Origin of the sequence: Pseudorhodoplanes sp., assembly GCF_050250235.1 — a bacterium.
Classification (GTDB): domain Bacteria; phylum Pseudomonadota; class Alphaproteobacteria; order Rhizobiales; family Xanthobacteraceae; genus Pseudorhodoplanes.
Genome location: NZ_JBFWPA010000025.1, coordinates 38,143 through 64,148 on the forward strand (window position 1 = coordinate 38,143; position 26,006 = coordinate 64,148).

Consider the following 26,006-nt stretch of genomic DNA (forward strand, 5'->3'; position numbering starts at 1 on the left):
TCACAGGCCGAGCACAATCGCTCCAAGGCCGCGGATTCTTGAAAGGATGCTGAAACCATCCGGCGCATCCCATGCGGGCCGCGGACCGGTCTTCATCCATTCTTGGCCCGTATCGGATATTGGAACTTTCCTGGAACGGTGCAGCGCCGACAGGCATCCGTTCGCCCGGTGGCAAAGCAATGAATCTCGACGTCAACACCCTGTTCCTCGTGACGATCTATGTCGAGGCGATGCTCGGGCTGCTGCTGCTGTTTGCCTGGGTGCAGAACTCGGCGATCACGGCCGTTGCCTGGTGGGGCTCCGCACATCTCTTGCGCGCGGGTTCGGTGGTCCTGTTCGGGACCTACGGGTCCGCGCCCGACTGGATATCGATCGATTTGTCGAACGCCGTCCTTTTCACGGCCTTTGCCGTGACCTGGACCGGCGCGCGCGTGTTTGACGGCCGCTCGCCAAGCTACATCGGATTGTTCGGCGGAGCGGTGCTGTGGCTCGCGGTCTGCCAGATTCCGATGATTGCGCATTCGATGGAAGCGCGCATCCTGATCTCGTCCTTTATCATCACCGGCTATACGTGGGGGACAGCCTATGAATTCTGGCGTGGCCGCAGCGAGCCGCTGGTGTCGCGCTGGCCCGCGATCTTCATGCTGTTCGCTCACGGCTCGCTCTTCCTGTTGCGCACGCCGCTCGCGGCGGCGCTGCCGTGGATTCCGGATTCGCAGGTCTACGAGAGCGTGTGGCTCACGGTGCTGAGCTTCGAGGCCCTGCTATTCACCATCGCCATTGCTTTCATCCTGCTTGCCATGGCGAAGGAGCGCATCGAATTCTTGCACAGGGTCGCGTCTCTCGTCGATCCGCTGACCGGAATTCCGAACCGCCGCGCGTTTCTGGAGGGAGCCGAGGTGATGGCGCAGCGAATCGACGCCGCTCCGCGCCCGGCGGCGGTGCTGCTCGTCGATCTCGACCACTTCAAGTCGATCAACGATTCCTTCGGCCATGCGCTCGGCGATCGTGTCCTGCAGCTCTTCGCCGAGACCACGCATTCCAACATCGGGCCCCATGATCTGCTTGGCCGGCTGGGGGGCGAGGAGTTCGCCGTCGCGCTCTACGACGTCGATCGTGACCGCGCGATGGAGCTTGCGGAGACGATCCGGCAGGCGTTTGAAGATGCGGCATTCGAGGTCGAGGGCTATCCGGTTGCCGCGACCTGCAGCATCGGGGTCGCGGTGAGCGAGAACGCACCGCTCGACATGTCCGCGTTGCTGGGACAGGCGGATCAGGCCCTGTACGCGGCCAAGGAGCGGGGGCGCAACCGCTGCGAACTTGCGACCCCCGAGTTCGTCCTGCATCTTGATGCGTCCACGCCGTCGCTGCGCATCAACCACATGCATGCGAAGTCCGCTGCCTGACGGTTACCGCGACGCGGCGATCAGGGCGGCGCCCTTTTCTGCGATCATTACGGTGGGCGCGTTGGTGTTGCCGCTGACGATCTCCGGCATCACCGAAGCGTCGATCACCCGCAGGCCGCCGATGCCGTGCACGCGCAGCGACGGATCGACTACCGCCAGGCTGTCGACGCCCATCTTGCAGGTGCCGACCGGATGGAACACGGTTGCGACCGTGCCGCGCACATAGTCCGCGAGCTGCACCTGCGTCTCCACTGCAGAGCCCGGAGACAGTTCACCCGAACGGAACGGCGCGAGCGCAGGCGCCGCAATGATGCGGCGGGCGACCCGAAGGCCCTCGATCAGAAGCTGCAGATCGTCTTCATGGGACAGCAGATTTGGCCGCAGCAGTGGCGGATCGGAAAGATCGGCTGAGCGAAGCCGGATGCGACCGCGGCTCTTTGGCCGCAGCGCGCTGACATGAACCATGAATCCATGACCCCGCGGCAGATATTCCGCCCGGTCGTGCAGCATGGGCGTGAATATGAAATGCAGGTCGGGCCGCTCGACATCGGGCCGCGAGCGGATGAAGCCGCCAGCTTCCACCATGATCGACGTCAGCGGGCCGCGCTTCTGCAGATAGCGAAACGGCGCAGCCAACAAGCCCGGAAGCCCGCGCGCCGACATTGCGTAGCTCGTGGCAGAGCGATCCGCCACCGCGATCGCCACGTCGCAATGGTCGTGGAAATTCCCGCCGACGCCGGGATTGTCGACCAGGGGCGTGATGCCGAGATCACGCAATTCGCCGGCTGGGCCGATCCCGGACAGCATCAGAAGCTGGGGAGAGGCGATCGCGCCCGCGCTGAGAATCACGTCCCGACGGGCGCGAACGCTGAATTCCATCTCGCCGCGCCGCAGCCGCAGGCCGCTCGCGCGCTTTCCGTCGAACGTGAGATGCAGCGCCGTCGCATCCGACTCGACGTGGAGATTGCGGCGCGACAAGGCCGGATGCAGGAAGGCCCGCGCCGTGCTCCAGCGCTCGCCATTCTTCTGGGTGACGTGGAAGAGACCGAAGCCCGTCTGGCTGTCGCCGTTGAAGTCCGGATTGATTGCGAACTGACATTGCCCGGCGGCCTCGACAAAGGCGAACGACAGAGGATGCGGCGAGCGCTGCGCAGCGACGTTCAGTTCCCCGCCTTGCCCATGCAGCGGTCCGGCCCCCGGCTCGAAATGCTCGGACTTGCGGAAAAAAGGTAGCACGTCCGCGAAGCTCCAGCCGTCGTTTCCCAGCGCCGCCCACCGGTCGTAGTCCTGAGGCTGGCCCCGCATGTAGATCATGCCGTTGATCGACGATGTTCCCCCGAACAGCCGCCCGCGCGGACAGAGGATCGGCCGGCTTGCGGGTCCGGCAGTCGATTCCGACGGATAAAGCCAGTTATAGCGGCGGTCGTGACGGAACATGATGCCGCCTGCGGGAATGCGGCTTTTCGCATTGACGGGGAAGCGGCGGTCCGAGGTCCCGGACTCGATGAGGCAGACCGTGGCTGACGGATCTTCGCTCAGCCGGTTGGCCAGTACGCAGCCTGCGGAGCCCGCACCGACGATGACATAATCGAAGGTCGTGCTGGTGTCGTTCTGCAATCGCATGCGCTGAATTGTAGCGTGGTGCGCGAAACGAGTCATTGCGCCCGGGCGGGGAGGGCCGACGTGCCGCGGTTTTTGCATTGCGTTTGCAGCCGGGGCGGACCATCATCCCAAAAAAAGCGTCAGGGAGGATGATCATGTATTCTTGCACCAAATTGGCATTGGCCGCGGTTGCGGCGATCGGATTATGGGGTCACGCGGCAAGCGCGCAAACCTACGGCTTTGCCACGCTGCCTCCGGGTACGCTCAACCACACAACCGCGTCCGCGGTCGCCAAGGTGATGAAGGAAAAGGCCGGCATGAACATGCTGGTTCAGCCGACCGCGGGCGATCAGGTGATCGTTCCGATGGTCGCTCGCGGGGAAGCCGAAGTCGGTATTGCCAACGCCATGGAGGTGCATGACGGCCTTGCCAAGGGCAACAAGGATTTGCGCATCATTGCCGCCGTGCATCCGTTGCGGGTCGGGTTCTTTGTGCGCAAGGACTCGCCGATCAAGACCATCGCCGACCTGAAGGGCAAGCGGGTGCCCTATGGTTTCTCTGCCATGCGCGCGCTGGAGCCCACCGTGCGTGCGATGCTCGCAACTGCGGCTCTCACCGAGAAGGACATCAAGCCGGTGATGGTCCCCAACGTCATCCGCAGCGCCGACGATTTTGCATCCGGTGCGGCAGACGCCTTCTATTTCGCGTTCGGCGCCCCGAAGGTGCGTGAGGTCGACGCAACGTCCGGCGGCATCCGGGTGACCGAGATCGATGAGAAGGGCATGGATGCGGCCCGCAAGATCGAACCCTGGGGCTATCTCACCGAAGTGAAACCCGGTCCGGTTTTTGTCGGCGTGGACAAGCCGACGAAGGTCTACAGCTTCGACAACCTGTTCTTCACAAGCGCCAAGACCAGCGACGCGTTTGTCGAGAAGTTCCTCGACACGCTGTTCAAGAACCGGGACGACTTGATCGCGGTGCAGCCGGTGCTGCGTGAGTTCACCCCGGCTTTCGCCTACAAGCAATATGAAGTGCCGTACCACCCGGCCGCGGTCAAATACTTCAAGGACAACAATATCCAGCAACAGGCGGTGCAGTGACGGCGGAGGCCGGGCCGCCTGACGCGGCGGGGCTTCCTGCCGCGTCTCGCGCTACCGCGCTTGCCACCGATATTTTCCAGGGCCTGCTGATCTTCTGCGTCGTCGGCTGGGTGCTCGACATTCCGCGGCGCGTTTTCGGAGCGGCGTATTATACCGAGCAACTGCTTGCCGTCTGTCTGGGCTTCACGCTGGCGCTGGCTTTCATCGCCTCGCAGCATCGCCGGCCTCGCTGGTATGACTGGATTTTCGTCGCGCTGTCGGTTGCGATCTGCGGGTATATTGCGGTCCGGTACGAGGAACTGACCTACGAGCTTGCGATGCTGCCGATGGAGGGCATCATCGGCAGCCTGATCCTGATCGCGCTCGTCCTCGAGGCGACCCGCCGCACCTCCGGCGGCATATTGGTCATCATCATCCTCGCGCTTGTCGGCTATGTCTTCATCGGTCCCAACCTGCCGGGCGATTTTCAGACCCGCTATGTCAGTCCGGAACGTCTTGTCGTCTATCTGGGGCTCGATACCAACGGCATGATCGGCAACATTCTTGCGGTTGCCGTGCTGATTGTCGTGCCGTTCACGCTGATGGGGCAGGTGCTTGGCCGCACCGGAGGCGCCAATTTCTTCGCCGATCTGGCGATGTCCGGGATGGGAAAATTTCGCGGCGGTGCCGCCAAGATCGCGGTGTTCGGCTCGGCGCTGTTCGGCATGATTTCGGGCGCGGCGGTGAGCAACGTGGTTGCCGTGGGCATCGTGACCATTCCGCTCATGGTCCGGTCCGGATTTGGGCGTGCGCGCGCAGCGGCGATCGAGGCGGTCGGCTCCACGGGCGGACAATTGATGCCGCCGGTGATGGGCGCCGCGGCCTTCATCATGGCGGAATTCCTGCAGGTTTCATATGGCGCGGTGGTGGTGGCGGCGGTGATCCCGGCACTGCTCTATTACGCGGCGCTGTTCATGCATGTCGACCTGGAAGCGGCCAAGCATCGGATCGGAGCCGCGCAGGTCGATGAAGATGTTCCGGGTTTTCTCGAGATCATGCGATCGGGCTGGCATTTCCCGATTCCGATCGCATTTCTGGTTGCGACGCTGGCCTGGCCGGAAATCTTCCAGATTCCGATCGAGCGTGCCGCAGTTTATGCCACGGGCATGCTGATCGTCCTGTCGCTTCTGTTCGGCTATCGCGGCAAGAAGATCTCGATCATGGAGATGGGGCGCGCCGTCCTCGAAAGCGGGCGTGCCGCACTCGACATCGTGCTGATCGGCGCCGCGGCCGGCATGGTGGTCGGCGCGCTGAACGTATCCGGCATCGCCTTCGGATTGACGCTGCAACTGATCGCCATCAGTGGCGAGAATCTCTTCATCCTTTTGCTGCTTACCGCGCTTGTCAGCTTCGTGCTCGGCATGGGCATGCCGACCGTCAGCGTCTATGTATTGACGGCAACGCTGCTGGCGCCGTCGCTGATCAAGCTCGGTGTAGCGCCCATGGCCGCGCACATGTACGTGATGTATTTCGGCATGTTGTCGATGATCACTCCACCGGTGGCGATCGCCGCCTATGCAGCGGCAAATATCGCGCGGGTATCGGGATGGACCACCGGCTGGGTCTCGGTGATGGTCGGCTGGAGCACGTTCTTTATTCCATTCCTGTTCGTGCTCGAGCCGGCGCTGCTGATGAATGCGCCGTGGCACCAGATCGTCTGGCATCTCGCCCGCAATCTGCTCGGCATCTTCATGGGAACGGCCGCGATCGTCGGATATGGCTTCATTCCGCTCTCGCTGGCGATGCGCATCGGGTTCGGCGCGGCGGCGCTTGCGATCCTGATGCCGCCCAACGCGTTCCCCGGCGCGGAATATCTGGACTGGATCGGCCTCGGGGCGTCCGTCACCGTGCTCAGCCTGAACTATGTACGCAGCCGGAGCCTGCGGCGGCAGCCGGTATCAGCCTAGCCCCGCTCGCGTTGACAGGATCGACAGACGACATGCATTATAGTGCATGTCGTCTGGGAGGACGCCGTGAATTCGACGATGTCAAAGCCGGCCGGGACGTCGGACAAACCGCCTTTCCGTCCCCTCCGCTACGCCGAGCCCAGGGTCGTGCGGGAAGACCGCTCCGACGGGGCGATCGTGCTCCGATGCGCGCATCCGCTCGGCACCTACGAGCCCAATCTCGCTCGCCTGTTCCGCGGGGCCGTCGAAAGGCAGCCGGACCGGCTGTTGATGGCCGAACGTGACGCCTCCGGCGCGTGGGCCGGCGTGACCTACGCACAGGCTCGGAAAAAGGCGGATGCGGTCGCGCAGGCGCTGATGGATCGCGGCCTTTCGGCCGAGCGTCCGGTCATGGTGCTGTCCGGCAATGCGGTGGAGCACGGTATCCTGACGCTCGCCTGCTACACTGCCGGCATTCCCGTCGCGCCGATCTCGGTCGCCTATTCGCTGCAGAGCCAGGACCACGCCAAGCTCAAATATATCAACGAGCTGCTCACGCCGGGTCTGGTCTATGTTTCCGATACCGCGCCTTTCGCCAGGGCGCTCGCGCATGTCACCGCGCCGATCGTCGCAGGCAACAACGGCGCCGGTCTTGCGAATGTCACGCTGTTCTCCGATCTGGAGAAGACCCGGCCGGGCCCTGCGGTGGATCAGTCGGTCGGCTCCATTGCGCCGGACACCATCGCGAAATTCCTGTTCACGTCGGGATCGACCAGCCTGCCCAAAGGGGTGATCAACACACATCGCATGCTCACTGCAAACCAGCAGCAATCGGTGCAATGCTGGCCATTCATCGAAGACGAGCCGATGGTGCTGATCGACTGGCTGCCCTGGAACCACACCTTCGGCAGCAACTACAATTTCAATCTGATCCTGCAGCAGGCCGGCACACTCTATATCGACGCCGGCAAGCCGGTGCCGGCACTGGTGGGCCAGACCGTGCAGAATCTGCGCGAGATCGCGCCCAGCGTCTATTTCAATGTGCCGGCGGGCTATGGTGCATTGCTGCCGTTCCTCGAAAAGGATGACGCGCTGGCGCGGCACTTCTTCTCGCGCGTGCGGCTGTTGTTCTACGCCGGCGCGTCGCTGCCGCAGGACATGTGGGACCGGCTCGAAGCGCTCGCGATTCGCATCACCGGACAGCGCGTGCCGATGACCTCGGCCTGGGGCACGACCGAGACATCGCCGCTCGCGACCTCGGCGCACACCTTCCTGGAGAGGGCCGGCAATGTCGGCGTGCCGGTGCCGGGCTGCGACGTCAAGCTCGTGCCGAGCGGCGGCAAGCTCGAAATCCGGGTGCGCGGACCGAATATCACGCCGGGCTATTGGCGCAGGCCCGACCTCACCGAAGCGATGTTCGACGAGGAGGGTTATTACCTGCCGGGCGACGCGGTGCGTTTCGCCGACCCCAACGATCCTGACCAGGGGCTGATTTTCGACGGCCGCACCGCCGAAGATTTCAAGCTGACCAACGGGACGTGGGTCGCGGTCGGCGCGTTGCGCGTCGGCGCCATCGCCGCGGCTACGCCGGTCCTGCAGGATGCCATCGTATGCGGGGAGGGACGCGACCAGGTGGGACTGGTGGCCTGGCTCAATGCGGCCGGCTGCAGGCAGGTGACCGGCGAGGACGGCCATCTTGCATTCTATGCGACGCACCCGAAAGTCCATATCCATCTGCGCGGAGCCTTCGCGCAATGGAACAAGGTCCATACCGGCGCCACGATGCGCGTCGCACGCGTCCTTCTGTTGCCCGATATGCCCTCGATCGATCGCAACGAGATCACCGACAAGGGCTATATCAATCAGCGCGTCGCTCTCGAATGCCGCAGGACCGAAGGCGAGAGGCTGTTCGACAGCAATCCGCATCCAGACGTTGTCGTGATCGGGTAATTTCTGTGCGAGCGCGATCGCCGGGTATTTCACGGGCCACATAATTTCTGTGCGCGCATGCAAGGCGCCGTCCAGGAAGCTCAGAGCGGCTTCCGCTGCATTGACGGCCGATCAGGTCAGTACGCCGTTTGCCTGACCTTTCTTCGTGCGGGACGCGGAAGGGTGTCACCAATTTTCGATCCTGTGAAAACGGCGACGTGACGGTACGGACCAGACAGTTCCGTTTCAGCTGTCCCATCGTGTCTGTTTGAATTGCAGCCATACGCCCGGTGTTCTATCAATTGGCCAACGAAAACAGGGAGGCTGACGATGTCGCACCGGCGCAGGTTCGCAATAGCGGCTGCATTGTTCGTGGCTGCCGCACCAATTTCCGCGCAGGCACAGGATTATCCGACGCGATCGGTGAAGTTCGTTGTCCCGTTCGGCGCCGGCGGACCGGCCGACGTCTATGCGCGCGTGCTCGCGCAGCATCTCGGCGAAGCGCTGAAGCAGCCATTCGTGGTCGAGAACCGCCCCGGTGCGGGCTCGATCATCGGCAGCGATGCGGTCGCAAAGTCCGATCCGGACGGCTACACGCTGCTGGTGATGTCCAACACCCATACCGTCAACGAGACGCTGCGGCCAGACAAGCCGTTCAAGCTGATGACGGACTTCACTGCGGTCGCACCGATCAATTACTCCGACTTGCTGATGGTGATCCATCCGTCGGTGCCGGCGAAGGACCTCAAGGAATTCATCGCACTTGCGAAGTCGAAGCCGGGCCAGCTCAATTATGCGTCGTCCGGCCCTGGCACGCCCTATCACATGGCCGGCGAATTGTTCAAAGCGATGACCGGAACCGATATCGTGCATGTGCCGCACAAGGCGTCCGGCGAGATGCGCAACAGCGTGATCGGCGGCCACGTCCAGATGATGTTCGATGCCGTGACCACCATGAGCGCGACTGCGAAGGAGGGCAAGGTCAAGCCGCTCGGCACCTCGGGCGCCAAGCGCAACGATCTGTCTCCGGACGTTCCGACCGTCTCGGAAGCCGGCGTGCCCGGCTATGAGACCACCATCTGGCTCGGCATCGTCGCGCCGGCCAAGACCCCGCCGGCCATCATCGAGAAGCTGAATGCCGAGATCACCAAGGTGGTGAACCGGCCGGATGTGCGGGCGATCTGGGCCAAGCAGGGCGCGGTGCCGATGACCATGTCGGTGAAGGAATTTGACGCCTATCTGCGCAAGGACATCGACAAGTGGGCCGATGTGGTCAAGAAGACCGGCGCCAAGGCGAAGTGACTTTCCGAACGGTCCGATCACCGGATTGAATTTGATCCGGTGACGGGAATGCACTAGCTCTGCCGCCACGTTTTCGCGGAGAGCAGGGATGCGCTATTGCAGGTTCGACAATGATCGTCTCGGCGTCGTTCGGGACGACAGGGTCCACGATGTCACCGCCGTTCTCGAAAGGCTTCCGGCGGTCCGCTGGCCGCTGCCCGCGCATGACCCGCTGGTCGCGGCGCTGCCGAAGCTTCGCGGCGAGATGGAAGCTGCCGCCGATCGCGCCCCCGGGGTTCCGCTTGCGTCGGTGAAGCTGCTGAACCCTGTGCCGAACCCCTCGAAGGTCATCGGCGCGCCGGTGAATTATCACGCGCATATCGACGAGGCCAACCGCGACCAGCAGATCAGCTTCGGCAAGACCATCAAGACCATCGACCATTACGGCGTGTTCCTGAAATCGAATTCCTCGCTGTCGGGTCCGTCCGAGCCGGTGCCCGTGGTCGAGACCGGCCGACGCACCGATCACGAGGTCGAGCTTGCCGCCATCATTGGCGAGACCTGCTTCGACGTACCCGAGGAGGGTGCGCTGAAATACATCGCGGGCTATTCGATCGGGCTCGACATGACCATCCGCGGACCGGAGGAGCGTTCGCTCCGCAAGTCGCTCGACCGCTTCTCGGTGGTCGGACCCTATTTCGTGACGGCGGACGAGATTCCGAATCCGGAAAATCTCGACCTCGAGATTCTCGTGAACGGCCAGGTGCGGCAGAAATCGAATACCTCGCGGCTGATCTTCGGTGTGGCGAAGCTGATTTCCTATTGCTCGAATTTCTACACGCTGTATCCCGGCGACATCATCATGACCGGAACGCCGGAAGGCGTAGGCCCGGTGCAGGCCGGCGACGTGATGCACGCAAAGATCGAGAAGGTCGGCGAGATGACGGTCGCGGTGACGCGCCGGAAGGAGGCGTTGCCGCCGCCGGCACCTGCAACGTAAGCCCTTTTCGGCTATGGCCGTTTCGGCTGCTATTTCTTTCGCCGTGCCAGCACGTCGATCGTCAGGCCGACCTCGTCGCCGACGATCTTGGTGTCGCGCCACTCATCGCGACCGACGCCGAATTTGGTGCGGCTGATGGTCAGCTCCCCCGTGACCCGCGCCACGAGCTGGCCGGGATCGGCGGGGTCGGGCGTGATGGCGAGCTTGAACGGCAGCACGACCTCTTCGGTGACATCGCGGATGGTCAGACGGGCCGCCGCCTCGTAGTCGCCTTTCTCTGCGTTCTTGGCGCGAAATGCCGTCGTCACAAAACGCACTGTCGGGAAGCGCGCGACATCGAACCATTTCGGCTGTTTGAGCTCCTTGTCGATGTCGGGATTGCCGGCATCCGCGCTTGCGGCATCGACGATCACCTCCACGGAACTGACCGCCAGATTTCCGGGATCGAATTTGATCGTTGCGGTAAAGCTCTTGAAGCGCCCCTTGCTTGGAACGCCCATCTGGCGGCCGGTGAAGCCGATGCTGCTCTTGGCGAAGTCGACCGCCCATTCCGGCGCCTCCGCTGCGGCAGGCTCCGTGAACGCCATGACGGCCGCGCCGAGGAGCGCTGCCGCGCACAGGATGAATCGCCTCGTCGCTTCCATCATTGCCACCTCACGGTTTCGGAGCCGGTGTCCGCAGCGGCGCGGGCCATGGCAACATGCGCCGCAACACATCGTCACGCAGAACGAGGTGATGATAGAGCGCGGCGAGCGCATGGATAGACACCAGCACCAGCAGCGCGATCGCCAGGGACAGATGCACGATCTTCATCGTCTCGCCAAGGGTGCGGTCCACCCCGAACGGGCTCGGGATATGGACCAGGCCGAGATAGACCACCGGCAGGTTGAGCGCCGAACTCATGATCCATCCGGTTATCGGCATGACGATCAGGATCATATAGAGCGTGGCATGCGACAGCCCGGCGAGGCGTCTCTGCCATTGCGGGACGCTGCCGGGCTGGGCCGGCACCGGGTTGACCAGACGCCAGGCCAGCCGCAACAGGACCACCAGGAAAATCGTCACGCCAACCCATTTGTGCCACGAATAGAATTCGAGCTTGCGCGGACTGAAGGGCATGTTGACCATGCTGATCGCGAGTGAGAACGCGCCGACCAGCAGCACCAGCGTCAGCCAGTGCAGCGTCTTGCTCACAAGACCGAACCGCTCGGCCGTATTCCGGATCAGCATGATCTGAGCGAGTGTGCCCGACGATGCGCCCTCGCGCCGTGATCAGGTCGGATCGTTCGGGCGCTTGGTCTCGAACTGGATGACGAACTCGACCTCTTCACCGATCCAGGGAATGAATGCCTTCATGCCGAAATCGGTCCGCTTCAGCTTGCCCTTCGCGGTGAAGCCGTCGATCGTGTATTTCTTGGAGAGGTGCAGACCGCTCTTGTTGTAGGTCACGTCCATCGTGACCGGATGAGTGACCCCATGCATGGTCAGGTTGCCGGTCATCTTGCCGGTATTCTCGCCGGTTTTCTCGATCTTGGTGCTTTCGAAGGTGATGGTCCGGTGTTTCCAGACATTCAGCTCGGCTTCGGATCGTATCCAGTTGTCGCGATAGGCATGGTTGGTATCGATGCTCGCCGCCTCGATTTCGACGCTGACCTTGCTGTTGGTGGGGTCCTTGCGGTCGAACATCATCTCCGCCTTGTTGATCTGGCGGAACTGACCCATCACCGACGTGAACCCGCCATGCGACACCGTCCAGGTGACCGCAGCGTGCTCGAGGTCGACGTCTACTTTTTGCGGCTGCGCCTGCGCTGGTTGCAGCAAGGCCAGTCCAAGCGCTGCCGCAAGAAGTGCGGCAGAGTTGAACGGCATAATAATATTACCGAACGACATGGTTGCTGTCCTCCCCTGTCGGCCGGTTTCGCGCCGGGCCGACCTGTTCATTGATTATGGGTGAAATCAAACCCGGCACGGCCCGCTTTGCGAGCCGTGGGTATGCTTCACGGCTCACACGGTAACGGATCAGCGCGGGCGAGGCCACCGCTTTCAGAGTTGCGGGCTACCGACCGGAAAGCGCGGGTGATCTTGCCCGGGCTTCGGTTTTTCAGCGATGGACTTCGGATCCCTTGCTCATGCCCGGGTCAAGCGAATGCCCGGCTGCCGGCTCAATAGAGCGAATTGCGCTTCCTTAATTCGCCTTCAAGGTCGCTTGCGATGGCAACCGGATCGTGCCCGGCGCGCCTCACCGTAGCCTCCCATTCCGCCTTCAGCGGAAGGAGAGCGCGGCGCCATTCCGCGATCTGCGCGGGAGACAGGGTGTAAATATCGTGTCCCGGTTGCGCCCTGACTTTGCTGCGGCCGCTGGATTCGTAGTCCGACCAGGGCCTGGCGACCCGCTCCGCCCATTCCGACGTGCAGTGATTGTCGAGCACTGCGCGTTGGGCCGGAGACAAGGCGTTGTATGTGGCGGGATGGATCACCCAGTTGAACACCGAAACGTAAAGCGGAGCGTCAAGGTGGAATCGGGTCACCCGGTCGATGCCGAACAATGTCACCGATCCCCAGGGCGAAGTGACTCCCTCAGACGCGCCCTTCTCAAGCGACCCGCGAATTTCCGGAGCGGAAGCCTGCACGTTGGTGCCGCCAAGCATGGTTACAAGCCGTGCCAGAACGGCATTCGACGGCCTGATCTTCATGCCGCGCACATCGCTCGGCAAAACGACTTTCTTTTTCGTGGTATGGAGCGTTCCGGGGTCATGTGCGAAGGAGAGACAGTACTTGACGTCTCGCATTTCGCGGCCCGCATATTTGCGATACCAGGCGTCGAGCGCGACGCTGCCCGCGGTCGCATTCGTAGCGGTGAAAGGCAATTCCAACCGGCTCACGATCGGAAACCGCGTCGGCTCGTAGGCCGGATTGACAAACGTGATGTCGGCGATTCCGTCGCGCGCCATGTTGTAGTGGTCGAGCGCCTTGCCGAGCTGCTGCGCGGGGAAAACCTTGACATCGATGGTGCCGTTTGACGCGCGCTTGATCGAATCCGCCCACGATTGGATCGTGCCATGCAGCGGATGCGCAGTCGGAACCCAGTGGGAAAACTTCAGTTCGACATTTCGCTCGGCGGGCGGAAAGACGCCGGCCGCGGGCCTGGGCAGCGATTGCGGCGGCAGAGCCGGCGCCGAGGGAGGGGTGACCGCGGCGATCTGACCCGCAGGTGCCGGGACGGGGCCCGCGAAATAGAAGTCGCCCTTGATCGGTGACGACGCGAGCCATGGCTGCTGGGCACCGCCGGTCGCGTTCGAGACGGCGAGCCCTACCTGGTTGAAGGTCCGAAAGATATCCAGTCCCGGCTTGCGGATCGCTTCCGCCAGCGCCTTCGTGTAAGGGCTGTTGCCGTCGTTGCCGTCCTGCGCGACGTTGCCTGGCTGGGTGGCGAAGGAAATCATGGTGCCCTGCGGCGCCTGCATCTGCGCAAGCCCGCTGGACGATGAGCGCAAGCCTCTGCCGGCGAACGGGTTGTTGCGACAGGCGTCGAGCATGACGAGGTTCAGCTTCGTTCCGGCGCTCTCCATCTGCAGGAGCACGAGGCTCATATCCAGCATTTCGAAATCGACATCGGCCTCGCTGCTCGGGTTGGCGCTGACCGGCACGAGATAGTTGGACTTGCGCACTTCGAGGGCATGACCGGCATAGTAGAAAAGACCGACATCGGCGCCGCGCAGCTGCTGACCGAAATTGCGGACCGCGCGCTCCATTGCGGTGCGGTCGAGGTCGAGCAGCGGTCCGTCGCCGACAAGCGCAAAGCCGAGTGAGCGCAGGGTGCCTGCGATCAACCGGGCGTCATTTGCCGGATTGGCCAGGCGGCCGATGTTCTGATAGCTCGAATTGCCGATGATCAGTGCAACACGCTTTTCGGCCATGGCCGGAAGGACGGAGCAGCAAAGCGCCCCCGCAATCAGTGCCGCGAGCCGGCTGAGCCACCTGCGCTTCATCGGGTTTCTCCGCATTCGTCAGCAATACAGCCAAGTATGCCAGCCGTATGTCGCGTGCCGCGTGCAGGCGGTTCAATCTCCGCAGCCTCAAGGAAGGAGAGCGGGCGGGGGTCGTGTCCCCGCCCGCCCGCCATTCAGTAGAGCGAATTGCGCTTCTTCAGTTCGTCCTGCAGGTCCTTGTAGATGGCCGCCGGATCGCCGCCGGCCTTCTTGACCTGCGATTCCCATTCCTTCATCAGCGGCTCGGCGGCTTTGCGCCATTCGGCGAGCTGCGCCGGCGTGATCGGATAGACGTCCTGTCCGGGTTGCGCCTTGATCTTGTCGCGGCCGCTGGATTCCATCGTCGCCCAGGGCGTGGCGATCTTCTCGGACCATTCCGGCGTGCAGTGATCGTCGATCACCTTGCGCTGCGCCGGCGACAGGGAATTGTACTTGTCCTTGTTCATCACGAAGGTCTGCTCGGTGACGTAGAGCTGCGCGTCGAGGTGATGCTTCGTCACCTTGTCGATGCCGAACAGCACGATCGAGCCCCACGGGAATGTGATGCCTTCGGCCACGCCCTTTTCCAGAACGTCACGCGCCTCCGGGGCGGAGGCCGGGACATTGGTGCCGCCGAGCAGAGAGATGAAGCGGCTGATCGTGGCATTGGCGGGGCGGATTTTCATGCCCTTCACATCGCCTGGCACGACAATCTTCTTGTTGGTGGTGTGAAAGGTCGCGGGATCATGCGCGAACGTCATGCAGTACTTGACGTCCTTCATCTCCTTGTCGGCGTATTTGCGATACCAGGCGTCGAGCGCGGCCGAGCCTTCCTTTGAATTTGCGAAAATGAAGGGGATTTCCGACAGGCCCATGATCGGGAAGCGGCCCGGTTCGTAACCCGGGTTCACATGCGCGAAGTCCGCAATGCCGTCGCGCGCCATGTTGTAGTGATCGAAAGCCTTGCCGAGTTGCTGCGCGGGAAAAATCTTGATGGTGATGGTGCCGTTCGACGCCTTCTTGATCGACTCCGCCCATGCCTCGACGGCCGGATGCATGGGATGCCCCGGGGGCACCCAGTGGCTGAAGCGCAGTTCGACCGGTTTGTCCTGCGCGAGTGCCGGCCCGGCAAGAGCGGCAGCAAGCAGACCCGCTGCCACGGGAATGGCGATATGTCTCATCGATGGTCCTCCCAAAGTCGCCTGTTGGCGGCGATCCGAAGGCCACAAACTACCGATGGCGCGGCTCTTGCGCCAGCGCCGTCGTTGCCGCGTTCTGCCTACCAATTAAGCCGGCCGTTCTACTCGGCGGCGGAGGGCAGGGCCCGCTTTTCCCAGTGTAAAGCCGCACGGGTATGGTCCTGGTCGCCGCCCAGCGCGTCGCGGGCGTCCGCCCACAGATCGCGGGTGAGCCGTCCGACCGGCGCATCGATGCCGATCTGTTCGGCGAGGTCGGCGGCGATCTTTACATCCTTGGCCAGCAGTCCAAGCGCGAAGCCGGTTCCGAAAGTTCCGCTCAGCAGATGCTGCTTGATCAGCATCTCCGATGCGAAACTGCGCCCGGTCGAGACATTGACCACATCGGCAATGACCTCTGGGTCGAGCCCGAACTTGCGGCCGACCGTGACCGCCTCGGCGGCCGCTGCAAAACTGGTCGCGGCCAGGAAATTGTTCAGGCACTTCATCGCGTGCCCGCAGCCGAGCGTGCCCACCTCGAACAGCTTGCCGCCCATGCAGGCGAGCACCGGCCGGACGGCGGCGACCGAGGCAGCATCGCCGCCGATCATGATCGCGAGCGAGCCGTCCCTGGCGCGCGTCACGCCCCCGGAGACCGGTGCATCCACCAGCTTGAGATTGCGCGCAGCGAGATCCTTGCCGAGCGTGCGGGTACCGACCGGGTCGGCCGAACTCATGTCGATGACGATCGCGCCCGGTTTCATGTTTGCCGCGAGCGCGCCGCCCTGCATGGTGAACAGCGCTTCGCGCACCTCCTTGCCGGTCGGCAGCATGGTGACGATGGCGTCGCATGCCTTGCCGAGTTCTGCGAGTTCGGTGATCGCCCGCGCGCCGTGTGCCTCCGCGAAGGCTTTCGCGCGCACCGGGTCGAGATCGAACGCGATCACTTCGAAGCCACCGCGCTTGATGTTTGCCGCCATCGGCTCGCCCATGTTGCCGATGCCGATGAATCCGACTGTCTTGATGCTCGTCATTGTCACACCGGTTACTCGAGACCCAATTCTTTCAGTTTCTCTTCCGTGGCCCGGAAGCCTTCGACCCCGCGCGGCACGCCGGCATAGACCATGGCATGCAGCAGGATTTCCTGGATTTCGTCCTTGGTGACGCCGTTGGCGATCGCGCCCTGGACATGCACCTTCAACTCGTTCGGGCGTGCCATCGCGACCAGCATCGCCAAAGTGATCATCGAGCGGATCTTCCGCGACAGCTTTGGCCGGGTCCAGGTCTGGCCGAAGCAGTATTTTGTCACGACCTCCTGCAGCGGCCAGATGAAATCTCCGGCGGCGTCGATCTGCTTGTCCGCACCGTCGGCGCCCCACATCGCGCGCCGCACCTCCATGCCGCGCGCGAAGTCCGGATGCGCGGATTCCTTCCTGGTCCGGGTCTTTTTGCCGGCCGGCAACTTTGCCGATGCCTTGTTTTTTCCCTTGTTCTTTTTCGACTTGGCCATCTGAAAATCGGTCCTCCCTGAGCGTGCCGCGATCATGTCGTGTCTGACCGGTCAGCGGAAGGGCGTGCAATCGCACACAACCGGAGCCACGGCAAATTGCGGGCAGCGGACGGATCGCCTATAGGCAAGGCGAAATCACGTGTCGCGCTGCCCACTTCGCGGGAGTGGGACGAAATCGGTTCGCAGCCACTGGGCAGGCCTTGATGAAAATCGTACGCGTCACCGCAACGCCGCTCAATGTGCCGCTCCGCATCACGGTGCTGGGGCTCGACCGCAAGACCTCGCTTGCCGCCTGTTTTGTCGAGGTCGAAACCGACAGCGGCATTGTCGGGCACGGTCTCACCTCCATCACCGAGGAAGATGTCGTCGCGCAGGTGGTCAATGGCGTGATGGCGCCGAACCTGATCGGGGACGACCCGCTTCTGACCGAGCGCATCTGGGAGAAAATGTACTGGACCACGATGCCGCGGGGCCAGACGGGCTATGCCGCGCATGCGCTTGCGGCAGTCGATCTCGCGCTCTGGGACATCAAGGGCAAGGCCCTGAACCTTCCGGTGTGGAAGCTTCTTGGCGGGGCGCGGCAGCGGGTGCCGGTCTATGCCACGTTCGGCTTCGGCTTTTTCGACCGCGAGCAACTGGCCGCGGCGGCGAAACAATGGGTCGCCGACGGCTTCCGCAGGCTCAAGATGACGGTGGCGAGCGAGGCGCTGAAGCACAAGGACGAGCGGCCGATCATGGACGCGATCCGCGAGGACGCGAAACGCGTGCGGGCGGTGCGCGAAGCCGTCGGCCCCGACATCGAGATTTTCATCGACGCCAACTGCAATCTTGATCTCTACCACGCGACCAGGCTTGTGGAGATGATCCGGCCATTGAACATCTCTTTTTTCGAGGAGCCGCTGACCCAGAACGATGTCAACGGCATGGCGCAGCTCCGCCGCAACGCGAGCGTCGCGCTGGCCTGCGGGCAGAACGAGGGTCTGCTATACCGCTTCCGCGATCTTCTCGCGGCGCAGGCGATCGACTACGCGCAGCCCAATGTCTGCATCACCGGCGGGTTCACCCAGTGCGTAAGGATTGCGGGACTGGCCGCCGCCTACAATGTCTCGGTCGCCAATGGCGGCGCGTGGTCCTACCACAACATGCATTTGCAGGCCGGCGTCGCCAACGGCTCGCTGGTCGAACACCATTATCTGGCGGTCGAACTCTACAAGCAGCTCTATACCGGTCTCGTCATGCCGGCCGACGGCTTCCTCACCCTGCCGGACCGGCCCGGCCTTGGCTTCGAGCCGAACCACGACGCCATCCGCGAGATCGCCAGGCTGCCGCTCTCCGCGGGACGTGCCAAGGGCTGAGCCTGCCACTGGCTAAGCGTGCCAAGGAATGAGTCGGCAAGGGCCTGGCGCGCCACGCGTTATGAGCGGGTTGAGTCAGGGCCGCACGTTGCGTGACATGCGCTCGCCATAGAACAGGGTCGCCGCGAAGATCACAAAGGCCAGAACGATCAGGCTGACGACCAGCAGGCTTGCAAGTGGCATCGTGGGTCTCCCTTCCTTGCGGTGGAAGAAGGATGTCCGCACGGCGGCCGGGGCGCTTTGCGCTAACTCAATTTTCCATGGTTTGCATCGAGGTCCGGGTTAACCGGGCTTTAAGAATTTAAGCCGCAATTTCCGAATCAGACATTTTGCGGGGGGATGACGATGGCGTCCTACAGCCTGAATTCTTCAGACGACATATGCCCGATACCGGAAAGTCTGTTCGGGCAATTGTTCCGATCGCACCCGCAGGGGCTGGCCGAACTGGTCGAGACCATACCGGCGCAGACGCGCGCGATGCTCGCTCTGTTCTGCTACCGGCGCGCGCATCTGCATCCGCTCAGCCTCGCTATCGCATCGACCTGCAGCGAGCTGGATCTGATCGAGGCTGGCGGGCGCCCCGGTGCGGCGCTGTATGAATTGTCGCGCCAGCCCGAGGCTCCGGCCGCAACGCATCATGAGAATGGCCGGCGCAAGATATCGCTGGCAAAGGGCCCGCTCTGGCATCCGGCCCCGCTGGAAGACGACTTCGAAGACTGAGAGTCGCCAGCGCGATTTTTTTTGAGTTCCTCAGGAACGAAGCTCGAGCTCTCCCGGTTGCGCTGTCAGAAGGCCGATTGCTGGCCAGGGGGAGTTCCGACTTCAGCGCTTGACGCCGGTTCCACGGACCCGTGGACTTGCGCGTTCCCCGCCACCATCGGGTCGTCAGTCAGCGACGGGACAATCGTTCCGCCGCGCCGCGAAGTGGGGGACGTTTCATGCGCAAGATCGCAATCGCTTTGCTGTCCACGACCGCCCTGTTCGGAATCAGCGCGCAGCCGGCCTCCGCCGCCGACATTGCGCGGCCGGTCTACAAGGCGCCGCCACCGGTGGTCGCGATGTATAACTGGACCGGTTTCTATGCCGGCGGAAACATCGGCTGGGGCTGGTCGAGCGGCGACGGCGACATCATCATCAACGGGGCCGCCGGAACCTTTTCCGGTAGCGGCGACGGTTTCTTCGGCGGCGTGCAGGCCGGCTATAATTGGCAGAACGGGCCCTGGGTGGTCGGCATCGAGACGGACTTCCAGGCTTCGGCGGGTAACGGCAGCATCTCCGGCTTTGCCGGCGGCAATACGCTGACGGCCTCCGGCGATTCACCCTGGTTTGGAACCATCCGCGGCCGGCTCGGCGTCGCCCAGGATCGCGCGCTCTGGTACGTCACGGGCGGTGCGCTTTACAGCAAGAGCGAGTACGACGGCATCGTCACCGGCTTCGGACCATTCTCCGGCAGCGATACGACCTGGACCTGGACGGTCGGTGGCGGACTTGAATGGGCGCTGTTCGATCGCTGGACCGCCAAGATCGAATATCTTTACGCCGGGCCGTCAAGCAGCGTGCCGAGCATCCCGGCTACGCGGGTCACCGATGGCTGGGCCGACACCCACATCATTCGGACAGGCCTGAACTTCCGGTTCTGACCGCGGCTCCGCGCTTGCGACAAATTCCGACCGAAAGGCCCGGCGGCGACGCCGGGCTTTTTCGCGTGCGACAGTCCGGCGCCCCCCAGCGAAGGCCGCGCAACCCGGGACATCGCACGGCGAAGCGAACACATACCGTCCGGGTTGACTCGTGGCTGCTGTCGCCGCTCACGGATACGCGAGAGCGATCAGGGCAAAGGCCAGCAGTCCAAACACAACCGGCGCGTTGCGCACGAAAAAGGCGGCAGCGACGATCGCGGGAAAGACGGCGAAACAGGGAATCGGCTTGCAGGTCATGATCGTATCCCCCCGGATTTGTGATGGTGGAATCCATCGTTCCGAGCCCCCCGGATATGTTGCGCGGGCACTCCGTCCGGAACCGGGTTTCACGAAATTGTGCATCGCAATATCAATCGGGCGTCGGTCTTAAGACTCTGAAAAATCATGAAAAATAAGTCGGTATGCGTCATGCGCATGGCGGATACAAGATGGTTGAGATCCGACCTTGTCGCGGCCAAGGCCTTTCAGCAAATGCCGCGATGGTCAGGTGCCTGCTGCTGAGGATGAGGGCATGAAGCGCGGTGAATGCCGGCCGGAGATTCCTGCACGGCGCGGCTGGCACTCGCATGCACAGAAGTCGGTCGCGAGCGCTCAAACGATTCACAAGCGCCGACCGACATTTGATGTATATTTGGTTTTGGTGGAAGGCTGAAAGGAACCGAGCCATGAACAGGATCGACACGACAATTCAGCATGTCGAAGACGAATGCCTGACCTTCGATGTTTCCGACCAGGCGCTGGAAGATGCATCAGGCGCCGAGGTCAATTACACGTATTACAACTGCACCGGCTACGGTTATTGTCCGGGATACTGAAGCATCGCCAGCCCGGCCGAATGATCTGATTGCCGGTGCCGGCCGTCGCGTTTGTGTCTGCGGCGGCGGCAAGGCACGGTTTGACCGGAGCCAGGACCGCGCGACGCGGTGTTCAACGGCGCGTGCAATTCACCATCGATGCCTCGGGCCCGGCTGGTCCTTCCACCGGGCCCTTTTCTTTGGCGCGCAACGCGCCGATGCGCGGCGTGCGGAAATTCTTCAGCCCGATCCAGGAGCGCGAGGCCCATGCCGCATCGACCGGCACCGCGGCGCGAGATTGTCACGCATGTCTTTGGTACGACCTGTCACCCATGTATCTGGGCCGGACAGTTTTTTTGGCTCCCCGGGCCGGATTCGAACCAGCGACCAACCGGTTAACAGCCGGTTGCTCTACCACTGAGCTACCGGGGAACGCCGCGCGGCTATAACAAAGCCCGGCCCGATTGCAAGCGTTTCAGGCCCGGCGGCGCGCGAAATGGAGGCCACGCCCGGAATTGAACCGGGGTACACGGTTTTGCAGACCGTTGCGTAACCACTCCGCCACGTGGCCTCAGGGCCCCGGTCATATAGGAGGCGTGCGGGCCGGGCAACACGGCAGGGACCCGCGCGAAAAGCTGCACCGGCGACCTTGCGTTTTCCAGCGCACTGCCGCAGAAGCGGCCCGCGACCCGTTCCCGGAAGATGCCATGGCCGATTTCGCAACTTTGCGCCGCATGATGGTGGACGGGCAGGTCCGCATTGCCGATGTCACCGACCGGCCCCTGATCGATGCGATGATGGAAATTCCCCGCGAGGAATTCGTCGGCGCGGCACAGGCGGGGCTGGCCTATCTCGACTGCGATTTGCCAGTGGGTGACGGCAGTCGCCGCTTGCTCAAGCCGATGGTCCTCGCGAAAATGTTGCAGGCGCTCGATCTGGCGCCGGATTCGCGAGCGCTGGATGTGGGGTGCGCGACCGGATATGCGACGGCGGTGATGGCGCGGCTCTGCGGTTCGGTGGTGGCGTTGGAGGAGAATCCGGCTCTGGCCGGGCAGGCGAAAGCGAGCCTGAGTGGACTCGGCAATGTCGAGATGGTTGTGGGACGGCTGGCCGACGGCCATGCCGCGGGGGCACCATATGACGCGATCCTTGTCGAGGGCGCGGTTGAGGTGGAGCCGGAACAATTGTGCCGGCAACTTGCCGACGGGGGGCGCCTGGTCTGCATTCGGGGCGGCGGACCCGCCGCCAAGGCGATGGTCTATCGCCGCGACGGGGACGATATCACGCAGCGTCCCGTATTCGACGCGGCCGCGGCGGCCTTGCCGGGTTTCGCAAAGCCGGCTGTTTTCGCATTCTGACCCAGTTTGGCGCACCTGTATCCCGAAACCCTCAGGTGGCGCTTCTTTTCGCTGCACATGCCGGGCGGGGGCTTCAAACCCCGCTTCAGGGGGCTATAGTTCCGCTTTAGTCGGGTGCCTGTGGGCCGTCGCGAGCGGCTCATTACGGGCGCTTGGGCCGTTGGGGGATTGGTAATGTCGCTTGCGCGTGCGGGATGTCGGTTGCTGGCCGCCGCGTGCGTGATGGCCTGCTCGGCAGGCTTTGCAGCGGAACGGCGCGTTGCCGTTTCAGGCGCTGGGGTCGGTGGCGGCGGTTCGACCAGTCTCGAGGAAGCTCTCGTTCAGGCCTATCAGAACAATCCGCAAATCAACGCACAGCGCGCGCTGGTTCGCGCCACTGACGAAGCCGTGCCGCAAGCGCTGTCCGGCTACCGGCCGACCATCAGCGGCACCTACACCAACGGCGTGACCTGGACCGAGACCACGACCGAAGTGCAGCGGCCGATTCTCAACCGCAGGGGACAGGCCATCGGCGAAGTCGGCGTTCGCGACCGCTCGGTCACGCGGTTCAACCCGGCAACGGTCGGCGCCCAGATTCAGCAGAACATCTTCAACGGTTTCCAGACCGCCAACCGCACCCGCCAGGCCGAGGCCCAGGTCTTTGCCTCACGCGAGACCCTGCGTGTGATCGAACAGACCGTGCTGCTCGACGCCGCGACCGTCTACATGAACGTGTTGCGCGACACCGCCGTTCTCGAATTGCAGCGGCGCAACGTCGAGGTCATCCAGGAGCAGCTGCGGCAGACCCGCGACCGCTTCAACGTCGGCGAGGTAACGCGCACCGACGTGGCGCAGGCGGAATCGCGGGTGGCCGCCGCGCAGTCGCAGTTCCTGACCGCGCAGGCCAACCTCACCACGTCGCGCGCTGCGTATCGCCGCGTGATCGGCGTCGATCCGACACGGCTCGCGAATGGCACGCCGGTCGACCGTTTTGTCCCCGGGACGCTCGACCTTGCCGTGGCGCAGGGGCAGGCGGAAAATCCGTCCGTCGGCGCCGCCGAATACGGCGTCGACGTCGCGCAATTGCAGGTCAAGGTGAACGAAGGCTCGCTGTATCCGACCGTCACGGTCACCGGCAGCGTCCAGCAGGCCTGGCAGCCCTCCGATACCGTTCTCAATCAGATGAACGCTTCCGTGGTCGGACAATTGACGGTGCCGATCTATCAGGGCGGTCAGGAATATTCGCTGATCCGTCAGGCCAAGGAGACGGTGGGACAGCGCAGACTCGAGCTTGCCCAGAATCGCGATCAGGCGCGCGCCAATGTGGTGCAGTCCTGGGGCCAGCTCGATGCCGCAAAGGCGCAGATCGATGCGACGCGCTCGCAGGTGACCGCCGCCGAGATCGCGCTGAACGGCGTGCGCGAGGAAGCGCGCGTGGGCCAGCGCACCACGCTCGACGTGCTGAACGCGACGCAGGAGCTTCTGAATGCGCGGGTGGCGCTGGTGACGGCGCAGCGCGACCGTGTTGTGGCGTCCTATACCCTGCTGTCCGCGGTCGGGCGCCTGTCGGTACCGGTGCTCGGACTGCAAGTGCCGCTCTACGATCCGATGATCCATTACCAGCAGGTGCGCGATTCCTGGATCGGGATACGGACGCCGGACGGCCGCTAGCGGCGGCGCGCTCGCCACCGGTTTTTCCGTTCCGGACCCGCACGTGCGGTTGCACAAGGTCATCCACATGCCGGGCGGGGCTTGCGATTGTGTTCGCGTGCGCGCGTGCGATACTCCCCAAGCGTGGGAAAACCGGCGATAATCGAGCGTTGATTCGACATGGGCCGCTGCGGATCGACATGTCGACGCTGGCCCCGGAACGCGACCGGAAAGACGATTTCGCAGCAACGTGACGGGGCCGAATGAACCAGCCGGTAAAATCGCATGAACCGTCGATGGAGGAGATTCTCGCCTCCATCCGTCGCATCATCGCCGATGACGATGCGAAAGTCGCGGTGCCCGACGCCGCTGCGGAAGCGTCGCCGCCTCCGGTAGCTGCCGTTGCCCCGGTACCGCCGCCGGTGCAGAAGCCGTCGCCCCCGTCGCCGATGGAGTTTCTGCGCGATATTCCCCCGGCCTCTCCGCCTTCGCCGCCGCCCTCGCCACCGCCCGTGCCGGCTGCGCAGGAAGAATCCGCGGACATCCTGGAACTGACCGAAGCGATGCGTGCGCCCGATCCGGAGCCGCCGGTGATGCGGTTCACCACCGTCGAAGCGCAGGCCGATGTGGTGTTCGCTGAACCTCCGCCGCAGGCCGAGAACGAGCCCGAACCCGAACCCGAGATGGAGACGGCCGAGCCGCCGATCGATCACCTCGAGGCGGCGCGGCTGACATTATCCGAACAGCTCGAACTGGACCGGCCGCTGCTCTCCCGCTCGGCGAGCGCGGCCGTCGATTCCGCATTCGCAACGCTGACGCATACCGTGCTCAGCCAGAATGCGCGAACGCTCGATGATCTGGTCAAGGAGATGCTTCGGCCCATGCTCAAGTCATGGCTCGACGACAATTTGCCGAGTCTGGTCGAGCGGCTGGTTCGCGCGGAAATCGAGCGGGTTTCGCGCGGCCGCTAGTCGGCCATGGGAGGCGCGAGCGATTCTGCCCGCCGCCGCTTTGCGAGCCCGCGCGCGAAGATTGCGCAAAGCAGCGGAAATCCGATAGCCGACGTGAGGAAGACCGGGACGGCCGTGAAGCGATCGACGATCGGCGCCGCGGCGGCGACGCCGACAGTGATCCCCATATAGAGCGCCGACGAAAAGATCGCGAGCGAGGTGGCGCGCGCCTGCGGCGACATCTGCGTGGCATTGGTCTGGAATGTATTGTGGACCATGTAGAAGCCGAGGCCGATCAGCGTGGTGGCGAGCGGTCCAAACCACCAGACCGGCTGAATGGACAGGATCAGGAAGCCGGCCGAGACCAGGGCGCCGCCGGTGATGACAAGCCCGATCTGGCCGAGACGGTTCACCAGGATGCGGACGGTGAAGGAATAGGCGAGGCCGCCGATGGCGAAACATCCGACCACCAGCCCGACCATCGTGAAGCTGAGCCCGAAGCGCAGGTGCAAGTCGGCGCCGATGAAGGACAGCACGCCGTAGAGCAGGGCGGCTTCGACGAATACGCAGGCCGTGAGGAATCGCGCCCAGGGTGAGCGCAGCACGATCATGTACTCGGTGATCAGGCCGCCCCTGCGCTCGGCGCGTGCGCTGGAGGCGCGGGTTGCCGGATTCAAGGCAAGCTCGGCGATCAATGCGAGGGCGGCGAGCGCGAAAATGCCGCCCAGAATGAAGAACACATTGCGCCAGCCGAACAGGTCGCCCAGCACCCCGCCCGCCACCTGCCCGAACAGCAGCCCGGAAATCTGGCCCGTGAGATAACGGCCGAGCACGGGCTGGCGCTGCTCATAGGGGACGACATCGCCGATATAGGCCATGGCGAGCGGGATGATGCACCCGGCCGCGAGCCCGCAGAGCAGCCGGTAGACGACCAGTTCGGACAGCGACCCGGAAAATCCGCACAACACGGTCACGATGGCGGCGATCGCGCTCAGGCCTGCCACCGAATAATATTTGCCGAAGCGGTCGCCGATCTCGCCGCCGAACAATTGCACGGTGCCATGCGCGAGGCCGTAGGCGGTGACGACGATCGAGGCCGCTCCGATGGTGACCGCAAGATCGGCTGCGATTTGCGGCAGGACCGAATCGGAAACCCGCACCATCGCCTGGCTGGCGAAGCCCGCCAGCGATAGCAGCAGGATCGCCCGGTTGTGGTTCGGTATGGTGACAGGATTGCGCACGATTTTATCGTTTCGGTGCGGCACGGACGGTCCGCGCGATTGTTGACAGTAAACCAATGGCGGGCTTTGTAACCCGCGCGCAG

23 protein-coding genes and 2 tRNA genes are annotated in these 26,006 nt (G+C 63.6%); 13 read left to right on the forward strand and 12 right to left on the reverse strand.

Annotation, left to right across the window (positions count from 1 at the left end):
* The first annotated feature begins 179 nt into the window (after positions 1–179).
* The gene (locus tag AB7F49_RS13530; protein ID WP_428523121.1) at positions 180–1,406 is read left to right on the forward strand and encodes a GGDEF domain-containing protein; all 1,227 of its coding nucleotides are present in this window, start codon (positions 180–182) and stop codon (positions 1,404–1,406) included.
* 3 nt (positions 1,407–1,409) lie between these two features.
* On the opposite strand, the gene AB7F49_RS13535 is transcribed toward AB7F49_RS13530, so the two are convergent.
* Complete coding sequence (locus AB7F49_RS13535; RefSeq protein ID WP_428523123.1) at positions 1,410–3,029, reverse strand: GMC family oxidoreductase; 1,620 nt, start codon at positions 3,027–3,029, stop codon at positions 1,410–1,412.
* 134 nt (positions 3,030–3,163) lie between these two features.
* On the opposite strand from AB7F49_RS13535, the gene AB7F49_RS13540 reads away from it, so the two are divergent.
* The 5 genes from AB7F49_RS13540 to AB7F49_RS13560 all read left to right on the forward strand — a co-directional run bounded on the left by AB7F49_RS13540 (position 3,164) and on the right by AB7F49_RS13560 (position 10,243).
* On the forward strand, positions 3,164–4,108 hold the full coding sequence (locus AB7F49_RS13540) for a TAXI family TRAP transporter solute-binding subunit (RefSeq protein ID WP_428523125.1): 945 nt from the start codon (positions 3,164–3,166) through the stop codon (positions 4,106–4,108).
* Positions 4,105–6,054, forward strand: a complete 1,950-nt coding sequence (locus AB7F49_RS13545) for a TRAP transporter permease (RefSeq protein ID WP_428523127.1) — start codon at positions 4,105–4,107, stop codon at positions 6,052–6,054. Before AB7F49_RS13540 ends, AB7F49_RS13545 begins: the two co-directional genes overlap by 4 nt.
* A 66-nt stretch (positions 6,055–6,120) precedes the next feature.
* Positions 6,121–7,983: a feruloyl-CoA synthase gene (locus AB7F49_RS13550; RefSeq protein WP_428523129.1), complete on the forward strand. Its 1,863-nt coding sequence runs from the start codon at positions 6,121–6,123 to the stop codon at positions 7,981–7,983.
* A gap of 309 nt (positions 7,984–8,292) precedes the next feature.
* The gene (locus AB7F49_RS13555; RefSeq protein ID WP_428523131.1) at positions 8,293–9,264 is read left to right on the forward strand and encodes a Bug family tripartite tricarboxylate transporter substrate binding protein; all 972 of its coding nucleotides are present in this window, start codon (positions 8,293–8,295) and stop codon (positions 9,262–9,264) included.
* 88 nt (positions 9,265–9,352) lie between these two features.
* Positions 9,353–10,243: a fumarylacetoacetate hydrolase family protein gene (locus AB7F49_RS13560; RefSeq protein WP_428523133.1), complete on the forward strand. Its 891-nt coding sequence runs from the start codon at positions 9,353–9,355 to the stop codon at positions 10,241–10,243.
* Between the two features lie 29 nt (positions 10,244–10,272).
* Here the strand turns inward: AB7F49_RS13560 and AB7F49_RS13565 are convergent, their stop codons facing one another.
* The 7 genes from AB7F49_RS13565 to AB7F49_RS13595 form a co-directional block, all read right to left on the reverse strand.
* Positions 10,273–10,890, reverse strand: a complete 618-nt coding sequence (locus tag AB7F49_RS13565; RefSeq protein WP_428523135.1) for a YceI family protein — start codon at positions 10,888–10,890, stop codon at positions 10,273–10,275.
* A 7-nt stretch (positions 10,891–10,897) separates the two neighbouring features.
* A complete protein-coding gene (locus tag AB7F49_RS13570) occupies positions 10,898–11,473 on the reverse strand; it encodes a cytochrome b (protein WP_428523137.1) in 576 nt (191 codons plus the stop codon).
* A 42-nt stretch (positions 11,474–11,515) separates the two neighbouring features.
* Positions 11,516–12,133 carry a YceI family protein gene (locus AB7F49_RS13575; RefSeq protein ID WP_428523139.1) on the reverse strand — a complete coding sequence of 206 codons (618 nt, stop codon included), beginning with the start codon at positions 12,131–12,133 and terminating at the stop codon, positions 11,516–11,518.
* Positions 12,134–12,405: 272 nt separating this feature from the next.
* Complete coding sequence (gene dctP / locus AB7F49_RS13580) at positions 12,406–14,232, reverse strand: TRAP transporter substrate-binding protein DctP (protein ID WP_428523141.1); 1,827 nt, start codon at positions 14,230–14,232, stop codon at positions 12,406–12,408.
* A gap of 134 nt (positions 14,233–14,366) precedes the next feature.
* On the reverse strand, positions 14,367–15,392 hold the full coding sequence (locus AB7F49_RS13585) for a TRAP transporter substrate-binding protein (RefSeq protein WP_428523143.1): 1,026 nt from the start codon (positions 15,390–15,392) through the stop codon (positions 14,367–14,369).
* A 119-nt stretch (positions 15,393–15,511) separates the two neighbouring features.
* Positions 15,512–16,420 (reverse strand): NAD(P)-dependent oxidoreductase, encoded by a 909-nt coding sequence (locus AB7F49_RS13590; protein ID WP_428523145.1) that lies wholly within the window; start codon positions 16,418–16,420, stop codon positions 15,512–15,514.
* 11 nt (positions 16,421–16,431) lie between these two features.
* The gene (locus AB7F49_RS13595; protein ID WP_428523147.1) at positions 16,432–16,896 is read right to left on the reverse strand and encodes a carboxymuconolactone decarboxylase family protein; all 465 of its coding nucleotides are present in this window, start codon (positions 16,894–16,896) and stop codon (positions 16,432–16,434) included.
* A gap of 203 nt (positions 16,897–17,099) precedes the next feature.
* On the opposite strand from AB7F49_RS13595, the gene AB7F49_RS13600 reads away from it, so the two are divergent.
* The 3 genes from AB7F49_RS13600 (at position 17,100) to AB7F49_RS13610 (ending at position 19,891) form a co-directional block, all read left to right on the forward strand.
* On the forward strand, positions 17,100–18,251 hold the full coding sequence (locus AB7F49_RS13600) for a mandelate racemase/muconate lactonizing enzyme family protein (RefSeq protein ID WP_428523149.1): 1,152 nt from the start codon (positions 17,100–17,102) through the stop codon (positions 18,249–18,251).
* 345 nt (positions 18,252–18,596) lie between these two features.
* A complete protein-coding gene (locus AB7F49_RS13605; RefSeq protein WP_428523151.1) occupies positions 18,597–18,971 on the forward strand; it encodes a hypothetical protein in 375 nt (124 codons plus the stop codon).
* 218 nt (positions 18,972–19,189) lie between these two features.
* The gene (locus AB7F49_RS13610; RefSeq protein WP_428523153.1) at positions 19,190–19,891 is read left to right on the forward strand and encodes an outer membrane protein; all 702 of its coding nucleotides are present in this window, start codon (positions 19,190–19,192) and stop codon (positions 19,889–19,891) included.
* Between the two features lie 168 nt (positions 19,892–20,059).
* On the opposite strand, the gene AB7F49_RS13615 is transcribed toward AB7F49_RS13610, so the two are convergent.
* A complete protein-coding gene (locus AB7F49_RS13615) occupies positions 20,060–20,188 on the reverse strand; it encodes a hypothetical protein (RefSeq protein ID WP_428523155.1) in 129 nt (42 codons plus the stop codon).
* Between the two features lie 428 nt (positions 20,189–20,616).
* Here AB7F49_RS13615 and AB7F49_RS13620 point away from each other — a divergent pair, with 428 nt between their 5' ends.
* Positions 20,617–20,766, forward strand: coding sequence for a hypothetical protein (locus AB7F49_RS13620; protein ID WP_428523157.1), 150 nt, complete (start codon positions 20,617–20,619; stop codon positions 20,764–20,766).
* A 336-nt stretch (positions 20,767–21,102) separates the two neighbouring features.
* Here AB7F49_RS13620 and AB7F49_RS13625 read toward each other — a convergent pair.
* Together AB7F49_RS13625 and AB7F49_RS13630 are read right to left on the reverse strand one after the other, a co-directional pair.
* Positions 21,103–21,177 (reverse strand) — tRNA-Asn (locus AB7F49_RS13625).
* A 65-nt stretch (positions 21,178–21,242) separates the two neighbouring features.
* A tRNA-Cys gene (locus tag AB7F49_RS13630) sits at positions 21,243–21,316 on the reverse strand.
* 136 nt (positions 21,317–21,452) lie between these two features.
* On the opposite strand from AB7F49_RS13630, the gene AB7F49_RS13635 reads away from it, so the two are divergent.
* The 3 genes from AB7F49_RS13635 (at position 21,453) to AB7F49_RS13645 (ending at position 24,703) form a co-directional block, all read left to right on the forward strand.
* Positions 21,453–22,103 carry a protein-L-isoaspartate O-methyltransferase family protein gene (locus AB7F49_RS13635; protein WP_428523158.1) on the forward strand — a complete coding sequence of 217 codons (651 nt, stop codon included), beginning with the start codon at positions 21,453–21,455 and terminating at the stop codon, positions 22,101–22,103.
* 174 nt (positions 22,104–22,277) lie between these two features.
* Positions 22,278–23,753, forward strand: a complete 1,476-nt coding sequence (locus tag AB7F49_RS13640) for a TolC family outer membrane protein (protein ID WP_428523159.1) — start codon at positions 22,278–22,280, stop codon at positions 23,751–23,753.
* 242 nt (positions 23,754–23,995) lie between these two features.
* Positions 23,996–24,703 (forward strand): PopZ family protein, encoded by a 708-nt coding sequence (locus tag AB7F49_RS13645; protein WP_428523161.1) that lies wholly within the window; start codon positions 23,996–23,998, stop codon positions 24,701–24,703.
* Here AB7F49_RS13645 and AB7F49_RS13650 read toward each other — a convergent pair.
* Positions 24,700–25,923, reverse strand: a complete 1,224-nt coding sequence (locus AB7F49_RS13650; protein WP_428523163.1) for an MFS transporter — start codon at positions 25,921–25,923, stop codon at positions 24,700–24,702. The two genes, AB7F49_RS13645 and AB7F49_RS13650, sit on opposite strands and share 4 nt — an antisense overlap.
* Positions 25,924–26,006: the final 83 nt, after the last annotated feature.